Origin of the sequence: Clostridium swellfunianum (genome assembly GCF_023656515.1) — a bacterium.
Lineage (GTDB): Bacteria > Bacillota > Clostridia > Clostridiales > Clostridiaceae > Clostridium_AT > Clostridium_AT swellfunianum.
Window position 1 is genome coordinate 1586825 of the sequence record NZ_JAMOFV010000006.1, and the last position, 19971, is coordinate 1606795.

Genomic DNA, 19971 nt, shown 5'->3' on the forward strand with positions numbered 1-19971 from the left:
AAAGCCCGCAGCACCTTCTTTAAATCAATTTTATTCCTCGGATTCAATCCTACCAAAATACAAGCCATCATAATATTTGCCTTCTATAAAGTAGTGATCTTTAAAGCGCCCCTCCAACACGAAGCCATTCTTTTCAAGCACACGGGCTGATCCAAGGTTTGTATCCACTACATTACCGTAGAGCTTATGAAGCTTAAGGGTTTCAAAGGCAAAGCTGCTCATCAATGCAACAGTCTCAGTTCCATAGCCCTTTCCCCAGCAGTCTTTATCAAAAACATAGCCAACTTCAGCTTTGCTTGCCTCTTTATCAAATTTAAAAAGCATGGCTGTACCTATAACTTCCTCAGTTCCCTTAAGAACTACAGAAGCATATATACTAGTTCCTTCATTCTCATTTTTTATCATTTTTTCTATATGTTCACGAGTTTCCTCTAAAGCAGCCATGAGCCTCCAGCCTATAAAGCGCTTAACATCCTTGTCTGAAGCGTATTTATGTACCTTTTCAGCATCCTTTATCTCCAGTGCTTTAAAGTAGATATTCTCACCTGTCATCTTGTGAAATATACTTGCATTTGTATCCTTTTCAATAGAATATACATAGTGAGGCATATCCATATTATAGTAGTGCTTAGTAAATTGCCCTTCAATCTTCATTCCTACCCGTTCTGCCACGTGCTGAGATGGGTAATTGTTATCTCTTATAATGCTTACAACCTTATCTTTGTTAAGAGTGTTAAAAGCATATTCTTTGCAAGCCTTGGCAGCCTCTAAAGCATAGCCTTTATGCCAGTGCTTCCTCTTAAGAAGGTATCCTATTTCTAGTTCTTCCTTATCTTCTACCTTTTGAACAGTTAACCCCACCTGACCTATAAATTCCTCGGTATCCTTATCAATCACTGCCCAAAGGCCAAATCCATGTTTTTCATAATTATTGAGCTGCCAATCAAGCCAATTCTGAACCTCCTCATCGCTAAATGCATGCTCGTAGGCATACATAGTTTCGGAGTCCTGTAGTATTTCGCAAAGGTCTGCATAATCGTTTTGGGTCATTTCCCTCAGATAGGTTCTTTGGGTTTCTATAATTTTTTTCATAATTTTTTCTCCCCATATTTGCCTTTTGATTTTAATTTCCTACTGGTATATTCTGTTCTATAGCAAAAAATCCTTCTTAATTTAGAATTATGTAAAATAAAAATACTCCAAAGCTTTATATCCTTCATTAATTTCCTTAGAAAACAAACAAAGCCCTTGAAATCAAGAGCTTGCGTTTGACTACCTATTAAATTTGTCTGTAATAATTCTTTATTTAAGCAATATTTCAATATGTTTTACTTAGCAGAATATAGCTTTGCATCCAACTCATTTGAAATAGCTATATTATAAATGTAAACATTGCTTATTTCTATAGCAAATAAGTTTTGCATGTGTTCAGATAAATTTAACTTCTCGAAATTCTTGTGATATTCCATTACATAATCTCTGACACTTCCAATATTGGGTTGCAAATAATAGTTTAGTGCATCTTCAGGAATACCATAGCTTTTAGTTAGTATTTCCGGGAACATTCTTCCACCAAATAAATCCGCGATAAATCTAACATAAGCATAGGTTACAATTAGCTCTGGATGTTCTTTATTTACTTCATGTATTCTTGCCACACATGCTTCTGTAGAAGGCAATAACTTCATTTCTGATAATTTATCACCAGCCAGAACTTCTAAATCCTTTTTTATCAATTCAGATCTATACAATTCTTTCGTAGCAAAATATTTAATGCTTTCATGGTCTAAATGCTCATCCAGAGAATCCTCTATAGCCTTATACATAACCTGTAAATTAAAGATATATTCAATGTAACTTTCCTTACTTGCTTTACCTTCAAGCAATCTCTTAATAAAACCACTTTTTTCAGATGCTAAATGCAATGCTTTGGTATTGTTTCTTATATCTATCATAAAATCCATAAATACTCACCTCATTTTATAATTATTATTAACATTCTAATTGATAGTAATTATCTATTAATAATATAACTTAGTTATACCACTCGCTATTATCATTGTCAATTGTATTTTGAACTTTATTTGTATATATGGGTATTTTTTACTAATTATCTATAGCATCCTTTTAATTTCTCTATTCTTTTCACTACCTAGTGATAAATTATAAAAAACAGCTATAGCATTCTGCTATAGCTGCTGCCAGATAAAATTTTATCTGAATCTATGTTTATAAGCTTATCAAATCCGATGACAGGATTATTCTTTAAAAAGGACTTAATTATTTCATATCCAAAATAATAGCCTGCACACCACGGTATTTCTAAAGACTTATCACCAAACATATACCTTTCCTGTACTGATCTATCGGTACTATCTAATACCAAGCTGTACTTTCTCCAAAGCCTTTCATCCTCTGAATTGGTTAAAGGACTCAACCATTTTGGTTCTAAAAAGCTATATAGGCTGCAGGCAAATGCATCCGCCTGGCCTTCGTTAATTAGATATTCCAGCAAGTCGCCTTTCGCAGCTCCTCTTAAGACATACCAATTATGTCCCCACACGCTATGATGGTATTCATGGGCCATCACATAGGGTATCCACTTATCAAAATCTTTAGCTAAAGTATTAATATTGATTAGAATATTACCAAACACATTGGCGCCTATTACGCCGTTCTGAAGGTTTTTAACAGTGGAATTCTCGTCATCTAAAGGATAAAAAGCAATAACCATTTCATCATCATCCTGCTTCACAAGCTCACTGCTAATCCTAGTAAATTCGGCAGCAAGCTCTTCGAAATCTATATCAGCAAAAATATCCAGCTGCTTTTTTAGGGCTTCAATGTCCTTTATGGGCTTCGGTTTCATAAAGGAACAATCAAAGGGTGCCCACTGAGAAATTTCGCTCCAATAAGGTTTAATCATATTTTCTTCCCAAAGCTTATCAAAATTAGAGTTACCTTTCAGAGTAGCTTCAACATATACTTTGGCACTAGCTAATGTATTTATAAACTTAAACTTCATACTATTTACCACACCCTATTCCATTTAATGGTATAGTTTAATTGTAATAGTTTTAAAATGGATTTAATAGGGAAAGTTTAGTTATAAGTAGTTTTTTATCATACCATGAATACCTTATGAACTTTGCCATATATATGATTATTAAAGCTCATAGCTTAAAAAGCTATGAGCTCCAAATACTTGTTAACCTATTAGAATTTACTCATATGTTGGAATTAACTCATAGATGACAGGTTTTATACTGTTACCAACCCACTTAATACTAATTTGATTAATGTCCTTACCAACAGTAAAATTGTTATAGCCTTGTGAGAGAGTTCCTATTTGTACCACATTGTTGCTACTATCTCTGACTTCAACAACTGCGTTGGAGATAGCCGCGCAGTCCTGGAGTATCAATATTTTCTCTACATGCTTAGCTGTTGCGAAGTCAAGCATAAGTTTATCCTCTGCTGTTGGCACACTGGCAGCCTTATATGCAGTATCAATGTTGTGGTCTGCCATATTCAGTACTCCGAAACCTGTTTGACCATCAGGAGTTCCACTTATGGTTATGTCTCCAGCCTTGCGGTTTACTGAGAACTCACGTACCTTTAACCAATCTGAGTCGTTTTGCAAAGCTTTGTACCTTAAATATCTTGCCTTTATTGCCAGCCCCTCTAAGGAAATTTCCCTTTGAGTGAGATTATCTGTTAAAGCTGTCCACGTGCTATTATCGGTGGAATATTCAACAACACCCTTTTTAGTATAGTCTGTGTCACCCCAAGGCGAACCCATCAGTATATTTACAGTCTTAACATCTTTAACCTCTCCAAGATCAACTCCAAAATAGTCTCCCGTATTTTGTGATCTTGCTGTCCAATAGAATGTGTTTGCATCATTATCAGTCATTCTATCAGCAGTATAGTTTTTATAGGTGTTAAAGGATGAGAGTGTTGAGGTCACTTCTGGCTTAGTTGTTCCTACTGAGAATTCTCTTACCTGTATCCAGTACGGTTCATAACCTTCTGCACATCTTAATCTTATATATTGTGCTTTTACAGAAATATTGTTCAAAGTTATATCCGGAACACTTTGTTTCTCTGTTAGTGCCGTCCAATTAACATTATCAAGAGAATATTCAACAATGGCATTTCTCATATAGTCACTTGCCTTTGTATCTTTTCCCATTAAAATGTGTATGGTGTATATGTCAGTAGGTTTTCCAAGGTCTATCCCAAAGTAGTCCCCTGTTTTTGGATTCCTGTCTGTCCAATACCATGTATTATTATTACCATCTACCATTTTGTCGAGATTATAATCCGAATAAGTTCCAATGGTGGAGAAGGTTCTTATCCTACCAATATTTATACACTTATCGTATTCATTTAAGGCTTTTTCTATAAAAGGCACTATAACCTTTGAGCCTATAACCAGGTTAATTGCTTTTGCCTGACTGTATGCTTTTCCGGCTTCACTTCTGTACTTCCAAGCAGACTCTGTATTCTTATTTGCTAATGCTGTCATCATGTTAGTTGCAGCTATACCTGAAGTTCCAAGAGCCTCAAGCTTTGTGAGATAGTTGTCTGTTTCAGCAAGGAAGCCTTTGTTTGCAAAGTTATTACGCAAATCTGAAGGTGCCTTTTGTACCTTCTCAAATTCCTTTATAAGAGCTGCTGCTGTTTTCTTAAGAGAATTCAAATCAGAACTATTAAAGTTATTCCAGAATTCATCAGCAATTGGTTTTAATGAAGTAGATTCCTGACTGCTTAATTTAGATGACCTAGCGCTGTCGGAGAAGGTGAACAAAGAATCAGCTACATTAGGGCCGAAATCTTTGATTGCCCTCATCCAGGAATCATCAGCATTATATGCCTTTGGATTCCAGTTATAATCACCTATTGTGAAAACAGGAATTTTGGAGGCTTCTGCTTCATTCATAGGGTTAGAAATTATACCTACTATTCCATTGTCAGAAAGCGCAGGGTCTAATCCCTTTTCAGGGCCCATTAGCAATTGGTTTCTGCAGTAGTCATTAACAGGGTAGTTGTACCATATTAAAACTGGATGCTTCATAACTTCCTTTATAGTTTTTGCCTGATCAGCAGTTATGGCCGCAGGCACTACAGCAGGTCCAGTCCACATAAATACAACCTCAGGGTCTGTAAGTTCAGCCATCCTGTCCAGGTATGGAGTATGCTTAGCCACATAATACTCTGTAGGAACAGTTTCAAGAGGGTTTGCACCTGGATGAGTTTTGATGAACTCATTTTGAAACCTGTTAAGAAGATAAGCCTGAGCTGCAGCTGAAGGATTAGGGTCCTTTCCGAACATTGCCTTATCCTGAGGATCTCTTAAACTAGGGTCAATATCATCAAGCAATATGGAAAAGGTTCTTATGCCTATATCCCACATTGCCTGAGCCTTGTTTACAAGTGCTTGAAAATCCTCATTACTTGAAAATTTCACAGTTAACCCTGGAGATATAGCAAAATTAAAATCTACATGATTTTCTTTCGCCTTATTAACAAGTTCCTGAATCTGAGCCAGTTTATCTGCTGGATATGGCTCTCTCCACATTTCTCTGTGGTATGGATCATCCTTTGGTGCGTATATATAAGTATTCATCTTCATTCTTCCATAGAAGTCAAGCTGGTCAAGTCTGTTTTGGTGTGACCAAGGAGTGCCGTAGAAACCTTCTATTGAACCTCTGTATGGCATAGTTGGATAATCGCGCACTTCAACACTTGGAACCCATACATTATGTGTATTGCCCTTTATTATCTGTCTTAAGGTTTGAGCAGCATAGAAAGTACCTGTATTGTCCTTTCCTGCCAAAATTATATCTCTATTACCTTTGCTGTCTTTTCCCGCTGCCAGTACATACCCTTCTGCAGGTAGTTTATCCGGACCATCTATACCAAGGGTTCCTAAGATTTTATCAGTACCAGGTATCTCAGACGGACCTCCTACCCAAACTGTAACTTGGTTGCTTACCTGAGGGTCTTCTGCCTTTTTTTCTACTATTTTCTTTACACCAGCTGATTTTAGTGTTTCCTTTACTACTTGCAGTGCATAGGAATCTGTTTTATCGCTGCTTACTAATCCAACTTCCGGTGTAATTTCAAACCCACCTGGATTTTGCTTTACAAGTTGAGGTGTTGGCGAAATGCTTAATTTGTACTGACCTGAGGAATTTGAGGTATCTGCAGCTAATGTGACATTAAACTTTATTAGGCTTGTAACCATCATACTTGCTGCGAGAAAGCTTACAAACCTTTTTGATGATCTAGTCATTCCTTTTTACACTTCCTTTTTTAATCTTCTAGTAACCTAGACCAAAACCATAATCAACTAAGCCTCTAATAGTCACGGGAAGTTTTCCAGTTGGGTTAACCTCACCAGTTAATACTCTGGCTAAAGCTTTTGTTGAGATAGCTTTATTACCATAGGTTGTAACATATCCATTAACCTGAGGGAAAGCAGTTAAGTCATAAGGATTTCTCATAGCTGCAACAATAACCGTCTTTCCGGCAGCTGTCAGAGCATCAACTAGATTTTTCTGAGGTATGTCTGCACTGGAGGAATATGTAGTAACAATTACAACATCAGCAGCATCTGCCTTTGTTTTAGCAGTATTAATCTGGGCAGTAGTTGGAGTAGCACTTGTTTGATAGGAACTGCTTGTAAAGCCCTTACTAGTAAGTTGATCTGATAGTAAAGCCGGATTTCCGGTAGCTGGACCTGTTACTAGTACTTTCGTCCCTTGCTTAAGCGGCAATATACTATTTTCATTTTTAATCAATGTTATACTCTTATTTGTCAATTCATCAGCAAACTTTAAGTTTTCTGGGGTACCTATCTGGTTAAGCTTTTCAGTAGCTGCATAAGGATCGCTGAATAATCCGTTCTTCATTTTTACCTTTAGAATTCTAAATACAGATTCGTCAAGACGCTTCTTAGTTATTTCTCCGCTCTTTACTGCATTTAATACACCATTGTAGGCAACATCTACATCTGGGGGATTTAATAATATATCCGCACCTGCCAAAACGGCCTCTGCAGCAACTCTGTCAGCTGGAACTACATTAGCTCCAGACATTCCAAGGCTGTCTGTAATGATAATTCCTTCATATCCGAGCTTGTTTCTAAGAAGGTCAGTCAATATAGGTTTTGAAAGAGTTGCAGGAAGTCCGGAGTTATCTAGAGCAGGTACAACTATATGAGCTGTCATTATTGAATCTATCCCTGTAGCTATTGCAGCCTTAAAAGGCTTTAAATCGATTTCATTAAGCGTTTGTAAATCATGATTTATTATTGGAAGACCATAATGTGAATCTTTATTAGTATCCCCATGCCCAGGAAAGTGTTTAGCACTAGCTACAATATTTTGACTTTGATAACCCTTTATTTGGGCTGCTCCAAGCTGAGCTACTAGGTCAGCATTTTCTGATATGGAGCGAACACCGATAACTGGATTATCAGGATTTATATTAACATCAAGCACAGGAGCCAAGTCAAAATTTATGCCTAGTTTTCTTAGCTCAGAGCCCATGATGCTGGTCATCTTTGTTGCATAATCTACAGAGCGAGTTGCGCCCAAGGCCATGTTACCTGGGAATACTGTTGCAGGCTCAGTTACCCTTGCCACAATTCCACCTTCCTGGTCTGTGGCTATAAGCAGTGGTATAGGCATTCTTTGGTCCATAGCTATTTTCTGAATTCCATTAGAAAGAGCATTTACTTGTGCAAAATCAATAGGTGTACCAATATTATCAGTCCAGTTAAAGTAGATTACACCACCTATATGGTACTTTTGTATTGCTTCTTCAAAGTTTTTTGCACCACGGTTATTATTTAAGTTCGTTTGTTCATAATTAGGATCTGTTGGTGTCTTTCCATAAACATGGATCATAAATAGTTGTCCAACTTTTTCTTCAAGAGTCATATGTTGAATTTTACTTTCAATCCAGCCCCTTTGAGCCTTTTCATCTTTCCAACCTGGTTTCACTGGATCGGTAGTATCAGCATGAACATTAATAGCTGGTACTGCTAAGAGTAAGGATAAAGCCACAGAAAATGTTTTTAATAGATTACGTCTTTTCATTAGGAATCCTCCCTTTTTATTTAATTTACATATGAATAGTTCCAATATTGCATTTATCACCTCCTAAGAAATGACCTAAGTGTAGAGACTTAAAAACAGAAGGCATGAGCATTATAGGTATCTAAACCCTTTTGCTCATGCCTTCTGTTTAAGAAGTTACACGCAACTTTAATATTATTGTATCAAATATATACATAACTGTCAATTAATGTAATATAGTATTATAGCTGTATTTAACTTCTGAATTTAGAACCAGGAAAATAAAAATGCTGCGAAGCTTTGCCCTAACTGCTATCTATAAACTCCTCCTCAAATATATACCAAGCTTCTGAATAACTTTTCTTTTTCTTGCAATTGCCTTATTATGTTCTATTCCTTTATCTTCAGCATATTTTCTTAGCGGAACTCCTTTAAAATAAGTCAAATTAACAAACTCAATTTCTTCATCTGAGAGACGTTCTATAGCTTTTTTTAACTCTTTAAAGCTCTCTCTCTTAATTAAATCCTCTTCAAGATTATCAGGATCCTCCAAGAAATCCACATATTCCACTTCCTGAGAATCAGCGTTATGTACAGGCGCATTTATGCTTAATTCATTACCGATTTTAGCATTTATCCTTGCTGCGCACCTAATTTCATTTTTTATAGAATTAAAGGCATAGCTGCTGAAGGTATGTGAACCTATTTTATATTTCAGCACCGCCTTCATTAAGGCAATATTGCCAAGCTGAACCAGATCCTCAATATCATAGCTTCTAATGTTAGAGTTATTGGCAGTTTTATAGATAAAAGGTCTAAACTGTTTCATAAGCTTGCCAAAATCCTCCTCACTGCCAGACTTTGCTCTTATTACACATGCTTCTATTTCGTTATGATTCATACAATACCCCCATTTTATACCTTATGTATTTTATTTTACGAACGTATGTTCATTAGTATGTATTTATTTTAACTCCAGAACATATGTTTGTCAACTGCATATTGTAATATTTACCTGTTCAACTGCTGCTTATGCCACTACCTTCTGATACTTTCCATACCACTTTGCCTTTATAGTCCCTGTTTCCCCATTTCTATGCTTTGCAATAATAATTTCTATAAATCCAGCATCCTCGCTTTGCTCATCATAATAGTCATCTCTGTAAAGAAACATAACTATATCGGCATCTTGCTCAATGGAGCCTGAATCCCTAAGGTCGGAGAGATAGGGCCTTTTGTTGTTTCTCGTCTCTGGAGCTCTGGAAAGCTGGGACAGAGCAACTACAGTAATATCAAGCTCCTTTGCAAGAAGCTTAAGTCCCCTTGATATTGCGCTTACATCTTCATTTCTTGATTTAAGATTGCCTCCGTTATCTATAAGCTGAAGATAGTCTATAAAAACCACATCAAGACCGCTTTTAAGCTTCAATCTTTTGCACTCTGAGCGTATTTCCTTTAGAGTATATACATCGTCATAAATACTCAGACTGGAGCCATGAAGAAAGCTGGAGGTATCTACAATCTGCATCCACTGCTCATCCTCAATAGCTCCTTTTTTAAGCTTGCTCATATCTATTGAAGTTCTATTAGCCATAAGCCTTTCAATGGTTGATATCTTGCTCATCTCAAGCTGAAACATAGCTACCTCAAGCCCGTTGTCCACCGCCATGTTGGCAGCTATGTTAAGCGCCACAGCAGACTTTCCCATAGAAGGCCTTGCTGCAAGTATAACTAAATCCTGTTTTTGAAAGCCACCTGAAAAGTTGTCCATTAGCTTTAAGCCGGTAGCATATCCACCTGTGTCCCCTTTCTGCCTTTGTTCCAGCAGCTTAATATACTTATCCAAACCTTCAGTTAAGCTTCCGTCCCTTTTAGCTTCATAAAACTCCACAGCTTTAAACTCATTTAGGAGATATTCCATAAGCTCCTCATTTTCCTTATCGGTGCCTCGTATATCCTGAACAAACTGAGTTGCCGCCTTAAAAAGCCTGCGCCTTCTGGATTTATTTTTTACTATGCTGCAGTGAGCCATTACTCTGCTTGCAGATATGCTGGAGCTTACAAGCTGAGCAATATAAGTAACTCCGCCCACCTCCCCAAGAGTTGTTCCAAGTTCCTCCACAACTGTGGTAGCATCTATAGGGCTCCCCTTTAAATACAGCCTCTTCATAGCATTAAATATTATCCCGTTAGCTGTGCTGTAAAAGTCCTCTGAGGTTAAAATATCAATTATATCCTTATAAACCTTGTTATCCAGAAATACACTTCCCAAAACCTCCATCTCTGCCTCTTGATTTACAAACTTATTGACGCTCATTTAGCTCACCTCCCCCACTATCTTGTAAGCTTTGGAATTCTGTATTTCCTCTTTAGGCTTATGACCTTTAGAAGTTTTAGCCTGCCAATCCTTTATATAGGCTCTCACATCCTCTGCAGTCTTTAGATTCTCGCTGACCCAGTTTATTAGTATGCCGTTTATATACTTCATACTTCGAGCATTATTCCTCACAGCCTCATCAATTGCCATAAGGACTACCTCTGAAGGCAGCTTCTCGCACCAAGACTTTAAATCCTCAAGCTCTATAGGACTTGCCAAATGAATATTGCTGCTAAAGTGTTTAATTACCTCAGATATAGCAGTTTTCTTTATTCCAGCTTCTTCAGATTTCTCCGCAGGCTTTACTTCCTCACCTACTTCTATGCCCTCAAAAATGATTCCCAGATCATATTCAGTGTTCTTGCAAAGATTGTAAAATTTCTTTACAAAGGCTTTATTTTTAATAGCTTTAAGCTCTTTATTAACGCAGATTAAGGTTTTTATGCTTGTACTAAGATTGTACTTATACCAATTGATTATCATGATTTCTTCAGTGGCTTCATCGTAAAGTATCTTCCCATAAGCAGTAAACTTACTTATAAGCTCTCTAATCTTCTCTTCACTGCAGCCTAATTCAACCGCTGAAAACACTAAAGAAAAGCTATATATGCCGCACTGGCATGTCCTTGTATTAGTAAGAATATAGCTATAAAATGCCTTTTCCTCTAAGGGCAGCCTTACTATAAAGTTATCCTGCCAAAATGTAGTTTCCAAGCTTCTGTATCTTGCCATAAGTATTCCCCCACCCTTACATGTTTCTTTCTCTGTTATCGCAAAGCAAATATCCAAGGTCTATGCCCTTTTCCTGAAGCTTATGTATATCAATAACGGCTGACCTGAATACAGTTTTCTCCCGAAGATTCTCTTCCCTTAAAAACGTCACAGGATAGCTGCTTGCAATGCAGTAGTCCTTTACCTTAAGCTCATCTCTGAAACTTACCGCATCCAGCCACTTAGAATCAAAATAGCTTTTACTTCCCTTAAAAGACTCTTCCAAAACCTCTAAATCCTCAGCTAAATGAGTATTCTCAAGCATATAATCCACAGAAGCTTTAAAATAATAGTATTTAAGCTTAGGCATCAAGGCCCTGTAGTTAAGTCTTAAGAGATAGCTTCCATTTTTATCAATGCAGGTGTCATAGTGAATCTTCCAGAGAATTTTTCTTTCACAGGCTAGTTTATTTAGAATACTGAAACAATTATCAAAGTCTGCATGTAACATCTATACCACTCCTTGTATTTTATTTGATAAACATAAATATGCAGCTTTGAAAGAAGTTTTCAGTAAAATGTAAAATTCTTTTTGTTATTTTTTATTTTTTTGTTATTCTTTTTCTTTTTATATAGTTGAAGGTGCATGGAAGGGGCTTGTGCTCTCTGGTGCTTGGAATAAAGTTTTTCAAAGCATAAAATAGCCTAAGCCAATAACATCAATGGCTTAGGCTATGAACTTCATTTACTTATAAAAAAATGGGGGCTGTCTCAAAATATAGTTTAGAATAAAATTACCGCTGAAATATATAAAATATGCTTAATGAGCTGACCGCTGTGCAAGAAGTTCTAAGCTCAGAAAAACCACAAACCAAGTGTTTTCGTAAAACTCGTACCTCAAACAAACGAACAACACTAAGGTTTGTGGCTTTTCTTTCGCTAAGTCCTTCTAGGCTTCGCTAAATGCTCATACAGCATATTTTATATATTTCAGCTGCTTTTGTACTAACATATTTTGAGACAGCCCCTTTTACTTTTCTGCAGACAAAAGCTTTCTTGCCCTGCTCCTGCTGAAGTTAAACTCGCTCCAGGATTTTTCAGCTTCCAAGTCTTGTTTTTTGTATTTCAAAACTTGTTCAATGGTCTTTCTTACATAACTGTCCTCTGAATTTCTAAGCTCTAAAGTATATGGCAGAGCCTCATAGGAAAGTGAAACTAGATAATTCACATCAATTTTACCAGTAGCATTATATCGTTCAATATTTTTTCTTGCTATAAAAGCATCTATATTAATGTAATTTATTATTGTATACATAGCTACAGTAATAACTATTATAGCTTTAATTACAGGAATTTTTCTGTTCCAAATTCCAGCTGCTACCACCATGCACAATATGAAAAGAAGTAGAATGAAAAGGTGCACGGCTACTCTTAAAAAGGTGTATCCATAGCTGTTTTCGTAAAGAGTAAGCTTAAAATTAGCTGAGTACATCATGTTTAAAGTAAATACTATAAGAATTGTCAAAAGAATGTTGGAGGCTTTAAGCAAGCCTTTGTTGTCCTTTTGCATAAACTTCATACAGCTTAATACTATTATAAAATTTATAAAGGTTACTGCTGCCAGTTCAAAGAAGCCTCTTCTTGCATATTCTGCATAGGTAAATTGAGCTGGAAGAGTCATGTTTCCACCTCCATAGAGATAGGAAAACTGGATAAGTGTAAACATCAAGTACACTATATTTAAAGCTATCAGCACAGTTATTACAGTTATAGGCGCCCAGGATACTACTGGCATTTCAACAGCTTGTCTCCTGCCCTGTTCCTTGCTTTTAAAACCCCATATATAAGCAAACAGATAAAAAGTAATTATTGCTACTATTACTACATGGGGTATAAAATTTTCCAGTCTGATATTCTTAAAAATCTCTGTTATATTTGAAAGATAATAGCCGAAGACCAAGTCTGCTGAGCTTAAAAGCATTATTATTACTGCTAATAAAGGAAGCGCTATAAGGACTCCTATAAGAATCTGTTTTTTACTTTCCTCTATTTGTATTTTCATAGTGCTCTTAACTGACTTTGCTATAATTACAAAGGGCTTATTTAAATTATTAAATACATTTCCAATACCTTTTCTTAAAATTTCAACTATAAAGCTGCCTTTATTCCATTCAAGACTAGGATCTTCTATCAAGATTGAACTTACCACCATAAGTAGCGGCACCATCAAAATATTTAATACACTAAGCACTCCATTAGTATGAACTGCAAAGCTTATGGAAAGCAGTGCTATTGGTATAAGTAAAAACCAGCCAAAGCTCTTATGAAACTTTAAACGATCCCTTATTGACCACATAAAAAAGGCTATGCACAAAGCTATGAATATAAAATAGGATATACCCGGTGCCCTATCAAAAAACAATCTGTCAAATATAATTCCAATCAGTAGAGAAAACAGTATGCAGTATAAGCCTTCGCTTGTTCTGGATTCTTTAATTAAAGCATTTTCCATAACTATTCATCACTCCTATATTCTAAAATATCACCCGGCTGACAGTTTAATTCCTTACAAATTGCTTCTAAGGTAGAGAATCTAACTGCCTTCGCCTTGCCAGTCTTAAGTATGGATAGATTGGCATTTGTAATGCCAACTTTTTCAGCTAGTTCATTAAGGGATATCTTTCGTTTTGCCATCATCACGTCTAAGTTAACTATTATAGCCATATTGTATTTCCTCCCTTGCTGCTAAACTGTGTAGTCATTTTCTTCCTTAACCTCTACTGCCTGCTTGTATATTTGTGCTAATACTAGAACAAAGCAGCCAGCAAAGAAAAAGATAAGAAATTCTGTGTCGGTGTGAATTCCTGTTGGACCAATATCTATTAAGCTGAAGCTCTTAAATTGGTTGTTATAGAAAAAGTTAACAAGGTAGCACACAGTTATTACAAAGCAGCTTGTAGCTATATTTTTTAAACTTTTTACATTGCACATGTTAAAGGGACCTTCTTTAATAACAGACTTAAGTATTTTTCTTAAGCTGTAAAGTATAAATATTAAAGAAGCTGTTCCAATTAGCAGAAGAAGCACATTCACAAGGTGACTTCTATTTGATGCTCCAATATCGCTTGGAGCCATTGTACTTGCAATCATTGTCACTGTAAGCATAGCTCCAAAAGCCATTAGAACATTCATTACAATTATTAAAAATCTCGCCATAGAATTATATTTATTTTCTTTCATCTCCAATTGCCTCCATAATTTCATTTCCATTTTCATCATACTACAGCTTTTTAAATAAATCAATAAAATTTTATTGTTTTTCAATAAATATTTATTAAAAAAGAAGTCTTGATTAGTAGATAGCTCTAAATCAAGACTTCTTTTTTAATTTGCTGTTTCTTCAACTATTAAATTCTTAAATTGCCCATAGTACATGTCATGATAAACCCCTCTGCTTTTAATAAGGTTATCATGATTTCCCTTTTCCATAATTCCGCCCTTATCTATAACCATTATGGTATCGGCATCACGAATGGTGCTTAAACGGTGGGCTATAATAAAGCTTGTTCTTCCTTCCATGAGCTTTAGCATGGCTTCCTGTATGTTAAGCTCAGTACGAGTATCCACGCTGCTTGTTGCCTCATCTAGTATAAGTATTGGAGTGTTTGAAAGTATTGCCCTGGAAATTGCTAGAAGCTGTCTTTGACCTTGGCTTAAATTGCTTCCACTTTCAGATAGTACTGTATCATACCCTTTTGGAAGTCTCTTTATAAATACATCTGCATTAGCCATGGCTGCTGCCTTTTCCACTTCTTCATCTGTTGCGTCTAGCTTTCCGTATTTTATATTTTCCTTTATAGTACCTGAAAACAAGTAGGTATCTTGAAGCACTATTCCAAAGCATTTTCTTAAGCTGTCTCTTGTGTATTCTCTAATGTCATAGCCGTCAATTAGGATTCTTCCTTCCGTCACATCGTAAAACCTTGTTAAAAGGCTTACAATAGTAGTTTTTCCCGCTCCTGTTGGCCCAACTAAAGCTATGCTCTTTCCTGCTTCAGCCTTAAAGCTGACATTTTTAAGCACAGGTACTTCTTTCCTATAGCCAAAGGTTACATTTTCAAATACTACTTCGCCTCTTGGATTTTCAAGAACTCTAGCTCCTTTAATATCCTCGGGCTCTTCTTTTTCATCCAATACTTCAAATACTCTTTCAGCTCCAGCAACGGCTGATTGAAGGGTATTAAAAATATTTGCTACCTCATTAAGAGGCCTTGAAAACTGCCTTGAGTAGCTTATAAAGCTTGCTATAGTACCAACAGTTATTAAATCCTTAACCGCAAGAGTTCCTCCAACGGCGGCAACTACTGAAAAACCTATATTGTTTATAACATTCATAATTGGCATTATGTAACCTGACCATATCTGTGCTCTTATTCCAACCTGACAAAGCTTTGAATTCATGCTTTCAAATTGTTCTATAACTTTAGCTTCATGATTAAAGGCTTTTACCACATGAATGCCTGATATTGTTTCTTCAATATGGCCGTTAAGGTTTCCTAAATTGGCTTGCTGCTCCTTAAAAAGCACCTTTGTCCTTTTTGCTATAGTTTTAGTAAGACCAAAAACCATAGGAATTGTTATTATGCTGGCTAAGGTTAGTATTGGGCTCATGCTCAGCATCATTACAAAAGCTCCAACTATAGTTATAGCATTTGACATGAGCTGAGTGGTGGATTGAGATATTGTAGAGCTTACATTATCAACATCGTTTGAAAGTCTGCTCATTATCTCGCCATGGGTTCTTGTATCAAAAAATATTACTGGAAGCTTTTGAAGCTTTGCAAAAAGAGTTTTTCTTAGGTTTTTAACTATTCTTTGTGATAATCCCGCCATAAGCCAGCCTTGAAGAAAGCTTATAAATACATCAGTTATATACGCTATAACTAGAGTACCAACAACTACCTGAAGAGCGCTGAAATCTACTAAAGCTTTTCCTGGCGACATTGCATCTATTGCCCTTCCTACAAGCCTAGGCACCGAAAGTCCTATGGCTGCGCTTATAAAAACAAGCAAAAATATAAAGCTTAATAGATAACGTTCTTTGCCAAAGTACTTCCAAAGCCTTCTTATAGTTCCTTTAAAATTTTTAGGCTTTACTACTGGAGCCATTCTTCCCATTCCGCCTGGTCCTCTGTTTTGCCCTGGGCCGCCTGGTCTGTTAAACATTCTGCATCAGCTCCTTCCCTATTTGAGAACGGAAGATGTCCTGATAAACCTTGGAAGCTTTTAGAAGCTCTTCATGTTTTCCCATGGAAGCTATTTGTCCGTTATCCAAAACAATTATTTTATCAGCATTCATAACTGAAGTTATACGCTGTGCAATAATTATTGTAGTTAGATCTTTTGAGTATTTCTTTAAGCCTTCTCTTATCTTTGTTTCTGTAGTTACATCTACAGCGCTTGTACAATCGTCAAGAATTAGAACCTCTGGCCTTTTGATAAGTGCCCGAGCTATGGAGAGCCTCTGCTTTTGACCTCCAGAAAGGTTTACTCCTCCTTGACCTAATTGAGTATTATAGCCTTCAGGAAACTTTGATATAAAGTCGTGAGCTTGGGCTATTTTAGCAGCTTCAGCTACTTCCTCTTCACTGGCAGCTTCCTTACCCCATCTTATATTGTCAATTATTGAGCCTGTAAATAGCATTGTCTTTTGAGGAACCAGTGCTATTTTATCCCTAAGCTCCTTGAGGCTTAAATTTTTAACTTCTATTCCATTTAATTTCACTGAACCTGATGCAGTATCATAGAAACGAGGTACAAGATTCACAAGACTGCTCTTTCCAGAGCCTGTTGAGCCTATTATACCTACAGTTTCACCAGGAAGGCAGCTAAAGCTTATATTTTTAAGTACAGGCTCTCCTGAAGCCCCGCTATAAGAAAAGCTTATGTTTTCAAAATCTACCCTTCCTTTTAAGTTTTTCACGTTTTCCGTTTCCGCTGCTTCTTTTATGGTGCTTTCTTCGTTAAACACTTCTCCAATTCTTTCAGCAGAAGCTTTTGCCCTAATGAACATAGTAAACACATTTGAAATCATAATTAGTGTAAAAAGAATTTGAGTCATATAGTTTAAAAAGGCAATTATTTGACCTACTTCAACTTGTCCACTATTAACTCTTGAACCGCCGAGCCACATAAGAACTACAATGCCCAAATTTACAGTTAAGGTTATGCCAGGATTAAATACAGCCATAACTCGCATAGCCTTTGTGGATTGGGCTGTTAAACCTTCGTTGGCATTTTCAAATCTTTCAGTTTCATAGTCAAATCTGTTAAAGGCCTTAACAACTCTTACTCCGGATAGATACTCTCTTATTACTGCATTAACTTTATCCAGAGCCTTTTGCACTTTAGTGAAGTAGGGATATCCTATTTTCATGCTTAAGCTTATTAGAACAGCAACTATTGGTACTATTGAAAAGATAATCACAGCCATCCGTGGATTTAGCAAGGTGGCCATAATGATACTTCCAATGCATACAATTGGTGCTTTAACGAAAATTCTCATCATACCGTGTACAAAGTTCTGCAGCTGGGTAACATCATTTGTAAGCCTTGTTACTAGTGAAGCAGCCTCGAATCTGTCTATATTGTCAAAAGACATACTCTGCACCCTTTTATAGAGATCAAGTCTAAGCTCTGCACCAAACTTTTGAGAAACATTGCTGGATACAATATTTCTAGTTACTGCTGAAATAGCACCAAATCCAGTAACTAATAGCATTAATCCGCCCATTTTAAGAACATAGTTTAAATCCTTTCCCTTTACCCCAACATCTATTATCTTAGACATAATAGTAGGCTGAAGGAGATCTGCAATCGCCTCAAGCATTAAGAAGCTTAAGGCAATGCAAAAGGGCTTCCAGTAGGTTTTTACGTATTTTTTATAGTTTCCCATAACATGTCCCTTTCTCTAACTATCAGTTGAACACTATAGCTTTTCTAGTGCTTCTACTATTTTCTCGCAGAGCTCATGAGTTTTTAATGAGTCTTCAACTGCAGGGAGTGGTTTTTCATTATTTTTAACACAAGCAAGGAAGTGATCTACAACACTGTAGAAGCCTCTTTTGTATAAAGTGGAATCCCAATCTTTAAACTTTACTATCTTTTCCTCTCCGCTGCTGTAATGATTGGTAGTAACCATATCGTTAACTACCCACTTGTTTCCTGGATTTATAACTTCCAAAACCTCTTCAGTGATACCGCTGTCTCTATTCATTATTCCAACTGCGGTACATTCCTTGTTTGAAAGCTGAAGAGTAACGATGTAAAGTTTGTTATCTTTCTTTAGTCCTTGAACATTTATATTTTCTACTTCTCCAGGCATTAAAAATCTGAGGGTATCAACTACATGTATAAAATCATCAAAAATATATCTTCTTATATTGTCAGGATTTAAGGTTCTATTTTTTTGCATTATTATTAAGTTTCTATCAGGCTGCTCACTTAAGCTTTTATACATTGGTGCAAATCGCCTGTTGAAGCCAACCATCAAAATGCGTTTGTTTTCTTCTGCAAGCTTCACCATTTCTTGAGAGTCTTTCAAGCTGTATGCCATAGGTTTATCCACATAAACATGAACTCCATTATTTAGAAGCTTTTTAGCAATTTCAACGTGTACTTCAGTAGCTGAGTGAATAAAAGCTGCATCAACTTTTTCTTTAATAAGCTCCTCAACTGATTCTGCTGTGTTCTTAACTTTATACTGCTTTGATAAGCTTTCAAGCACCTGTTTGTTTCTTGTGCAAAGTACAAGCTCAATATCAGCCTTATTGCTTATAACTGGCAGATATGCTTTTTGGGCAATATCTCCAAGCCCAATTAATCCAATCTTCATTATAGTCACCCTTTCTAAAGTCATTAACATATATTTTTTATTTTCCATCTAATAGCATTATTATATCACAGTTAATATTTCTATCTGCTTGTAAAATATATTAAATTTTCTATATTAACTCAATTGAAGGCATTTGAATGTTTTCTTGCATTTTTGCACTTAACTTTGGAAGATAATTCTACAAAACGACCATTTTTCCTTCATCGTTTCAAATTCATTCTTAATGCTAACAAATTATTTACAATTTTAAACCTTTAATTATTCATTTTTCTGTTGACCAAAGCATATAATACACCATATAATATATATTATGAAGGATGCATTTTTACATATTGCAAATTTCATAACTTGAATAAATTTGGACATAATATTATTAATATAGATACAATGCCAAAATTCTAATACATTAATGATGTCCTAAAAATCCTTGAAGATTGGATTTTTTATGACATCATTAACGTAAGAACTTTATTGCATTGTATATAGATGACTAATGTTCAAAATAAAAATTAATGAATTGGAGGATGGTTTCATGAAAATACTAGCAGAAATTAACAACAAGGTAAGCGGTATTTTGAAAGAAGAAAATAATCTTGTAGTGTATGCCGCATGGTTGTCTTTTGCCGAGGATGCAAAACTGGAAGATAATAATATAATAATTGACGTTCCAAATCCATACATCAAAGAAACCATTGAGGATAGATACTACCTGGATATAGAAGCGCTTTACAGAAATGAGCTGAATTTTTCCAAGCTTATAATAAGAACTGAAGCTGAACAAATAGCGGACACCTTTAAGAAAGCAGACAATGTTGAATATGTTAACACAAATGTTATTGATGCTGTAGAGAAGATTATGCTTTCTTCCAAGAAATTTTCAGTATCCCTCTAAATAGATG

16 protein-coding genes are annotated in these 19971 nt (G+C 36.0%); 1 reads left to right on the top strand and 15 read right to left on the bottom strand.

The window, feature by feature from the left end; translation table 11 throughout:
- Positions 1 to 30: 30 nt before the first annotated feature.
- The 15 genes from NBE98_RS22525 to NBE98_RS07290 form a co-directional block, all read right to left on the bottom strand.
- Positions 31 to 1092, bottom strand: coding sequence for a GNAT family N-acetyltransferase (locus NBE98_RS22525; protein WP_349305900.1), 1062 nt, complete (start codon positions 1090 to 1092; stop codon positions 31 to 33).
- A 236-nt stretch (positions 1093 to 1328) separates the two neighbouring features.
- The gene (locus tag NBE98_RS07225) at positions 1329 to 1964 is read right to left on the bottom strand and encodes a biliverdin-producing heme oxygenase (RefSeq protein ID WP_250814235.1); all 636 of its coding nucleotides are present in this window, start codon (positions 1962 to 1964) and stop codon (positions 1329 to 1331) included.
- A 212-nt stretch (positions 1965 to 2176) separates the two neighbouring features.
- Entirely contained in the window at positions 2177 to 3025 is an 849-nt protein-coding gene (locus NBE98_RS07230; protein ID WP_250814241.1) for a DUF2268 domain-containing putative Zn-dependent protease, read from the bottom strand.
- Positions 3026 to 3223: 198 nt separating this feature from the next.
- Positions 3224 to 6301 carry a glycoside hydrolase family 84 protein gene (locus NBE98_RS07235; protein ID WP_250814253.1) on the bottom strand — a complete coding sequence of 1026 codons (3078 nt, stop codon included), beginning with the start codon at positions 6299 to 6301 and terminating at the stop codon, positions 3224 to 3226.
- Between the two features lie 28 nt (positions 6302 to 6329).
- The gene (locus NBE98_RS07240) at positions 6330 to 8111 is read right to left on the bottom strand and encodes a glycoside hydrolase family 3 protein (protein WP_250814255.1); all 1782 of its coding nucleotides are present in this window, start codon (positions 8109 to 8111) and stop codon (positions 6330 to 6332) included.
- 295 nt (positions 8112 to 8406) lie between these two features.
- Positions 8407 to 8991 (bottom strand): sigma-70 family RNA polymerase sigma factor, encoded by a 585-nt coding sequence (locus NBE98_RS07245; protein WP_250814256.1) that lies wholly within the window; start codon positions 8989 to 8991, stop codon positions 8407 to 8409.
- 129 nt (positions 8992 to 9120) lie between these two features.
- Positions 9121 to 10407: a replicative DNA helicase gene (gene dnaB, locus NBE98_RS07250; protein WP_250814260.1), complete on the bottom strand. Its 1287-nt coding sequence runs from the start codon at positions 10405 to 10407 to the stop codon at positions 9121 to 9123.
- Positions 10408 to 11199 carry a DnaD domain-containing protein gene (locus NBE98_RS07255; protein ID WP_250814263.1) on the bottom strand — a complete coding sequence of 264 codons (792 nt, stop codon included), beginning with the start codon at positions 11197 to 11199 and terminating at the stop codon, positions 10408 to 10410.
- A gap of 16 nt (positions 11200 to 11215) precedes the next feature.
- A complete protein-coding gene (locus tag NBE98_RS07260; protein ID WP_250814268.1) occupies positions 11216 to 11689 on the bottom strand; it encodes a hypothetical protein in 474 nt (157 codons plus the stop codon).
- 519 nt (positions 11690 to 12208) lie between these two features.
- Positions 12209 to 13690: a DUF4153 domain-containing protein gene (locus NBE98_RS07265; RefSeq protein WP_250814270.1), complete on the bottom strand. Its 1482-nt coding sequence runs from the start codon at positions 13688 to 13690 to the stop codon at positions 12209 to 12211.
- A gap of 2 nt (positions 13691 to 13692) precedes the next feature.
- A complete protein-coding gene (locus tag NBE98_RS07270) occupies positions 13693 to 13902 on the bottom strand; it encodes a helix-turn-helix domain-containing protein (RefSeq protein ID WP_250814273.1) in 210 nt (69 codons plus the stop codon).
- 21 nt (positions 13903 to 13923) lie between these two features.
- Entirely contained in the window at positions 13924 to 14418 is a 495-nt protein-coding gene (locus NBE98_RS07275; RefSeq protein ID WP_250814279.1) for a DUF2975 domain-containing protein, read from the bottom strand.
- 144 nt (positions 14419 to 14562) lie between these two features.
- Positions 14563 to 16404 carry an ABC transporter ATP-binding protein gene (locus NBE98_RS07280; RefSeq protein WP_250814284.1) on the bottom strand — a complete coding sequence of 614 codons (1842 nt, stop codon included), beginning with the start codon at positions 16402 to 16404 and terminating at the stop codon, positions 14563 to 14565.
- Positions 16397 to 18133, bottom strand: a complete 1737-nt coding sequence (locus tag NBE98_RS07285; RefSeq protein ID WP_250814286.1) for an ABC transporter ATP-binding protein — start codon at positions 18131 to 18133, stop codon at positions 16397 to 16399. Before NBE98_RS07285 ends, NBE98_RS07280 begins: the two co-directional genes overlap by 8 nt.
- A gap of 33 nt (positions 18134 to 18166) precedes the next feature.
- Positions 18167 to 19072, bottom strand: a complete 906-nt coding sequence (locus tag NBE98_RS07290) for a Gfo/Idh/MocA family protein (RefSeq protein WP_250814287.1) — start codon at positions 19070 to 19072, stop codon at positions 18167 to 18169.
- Between the two features lie 532 nt (positions 19073 to 19604).
- On the opposite strand from NBE98_RS07290, the gene NBE98_RS07295 reads away from it, so the two are divergent.
- The gene (locus NBE98_RS07295) at positions 19605 to 19964 is read left to right on the top strand and encodes a DnaA N-terminal domain-containing protein (protein ID WP_250814289.1); all 360 of its coding nucleotides are present in this window, start codon (positions 19605 to 19607) and stop codon (positions 19962 to 19964) included.
- Positions 19965 to 19971: the final 7 nt, after the last annotated feature.

Excerpts from the sequence above, each read along its gene's own strand:
- dnaB (WP_250814260.1), bottom strand. The coding sequence starts at position 10,407 with ATGAGCGTCAATAAGTTTGTAAATCAAGAGGCAGAGATGGAGGTTTTG.
- NBE98_RS07285 (WP_250814286.1), bottom strand. The coding sequence starts at position 18,133 with ATGGGAAACTATAAAAAATACGTAAAAACCTACTGGAAGCCCTTTTGC.
- NBE98_RS22525 (WP_349305900.1), bottom strand. The coding sequence starts at position 1,092 with ATGAAAAAAATTATAGAAACCCAAAGAACCTATCTGAGGGAAATGACC.
- NBE98_RS07245 (WP_250814256.1), bottom strand. The coding sequence starts at position 8,991 with ATGAATCATAACGAAATAGAAGCATGTGTAATAAGAGCAAAGTCTGGC.
- NBE98_RS07275 (WP_250814279.1), bottom strand. The coding sequence starts at position 14,418 with ATGAAAGAAAATAAATATAATTCTATGGCGAGATTTTTAATAATTGTA.
- NBE98_RS07260 (WP_250814268.1), bottom strand. The coding sequence starts at position 11,689 with ATGTTACATGCAGACTTTGATAATTGTTTCAGTATTCTAAATAAACTA.
- NBE98_RS07240 (WP_250814255.1), bottom strand. The coding sequence starts at position 8,111 with ATGAAAAGACGTAATCTATTAAAAACATTTTCTGTGGCTTTATCCTTA.
- NBE98_RS07290 (WP_250814287.1), bottom strand. The coding sequence starts at position 19,072 with ATGAAGATTGGATTAATTGGGCTTGGAGATATTGCCCAAAAAGCATAT.
- NBE98_RS07270 (WP_250814273.1), bottom strand. The coding sequence starts at position 13,902 with ATGGCTATAATAGTTAACTTAGACGTGATGATGGCAAAACGAAAGATA.
- NBE98_RS07230 (WP_250814241.1), bottom strand. The coding sequence starts at position 3,025 with ATGAAGTTTAAGTTTATAAATACATTAGCTAGTGCCAAAGTATATGTT.
- NBE98_RS07280 (WP_250814284.1), bottom strand. The coding sequence starts at position 16,404 with ATGTTTAACAGACCAGGCGGCCCAGGGCAAAACAGAGGACCAGGCGGA.
- NBE98_RS07295 (WP_250814289.1), top strand. The coding sequence starts at position 19,605 with ATGAAAATACTAGCAGAAATTAACAACAAGGTAAGCGGTATTTTGAAA.
- NBE98_RS07255 (WP_250814263.1), bottom strand. The coding sequence starts at position 11,199 with ATGGCAAGATACAGAAGCTTGGAAACTACATTTTGGCAGGATAACTTT.
- NBE98_RS07225 (WP_250814235.1), bottom strand. The coding sequence starts at position 1,964 with ATGGATTTTATGATAGATATAAGAAACAATACCAAAGCATTGCATTTA.
- NBE98_RS07265 (WP_250814270.1), bottom strand. The coding sequence starts at position 13,690 with ATGGAAAATGCTTTAATTAAAGAATCCAGAACAAGCGAAGGCTTATAC.
- NBE98_RS07235 (WP_250814253.1), bottom strand. The coding sequence starts at position 6,301 with ATGACTAGATCATCAAAAAGGTTTGTAAGCTTTCTCGCAGCAAGTATG.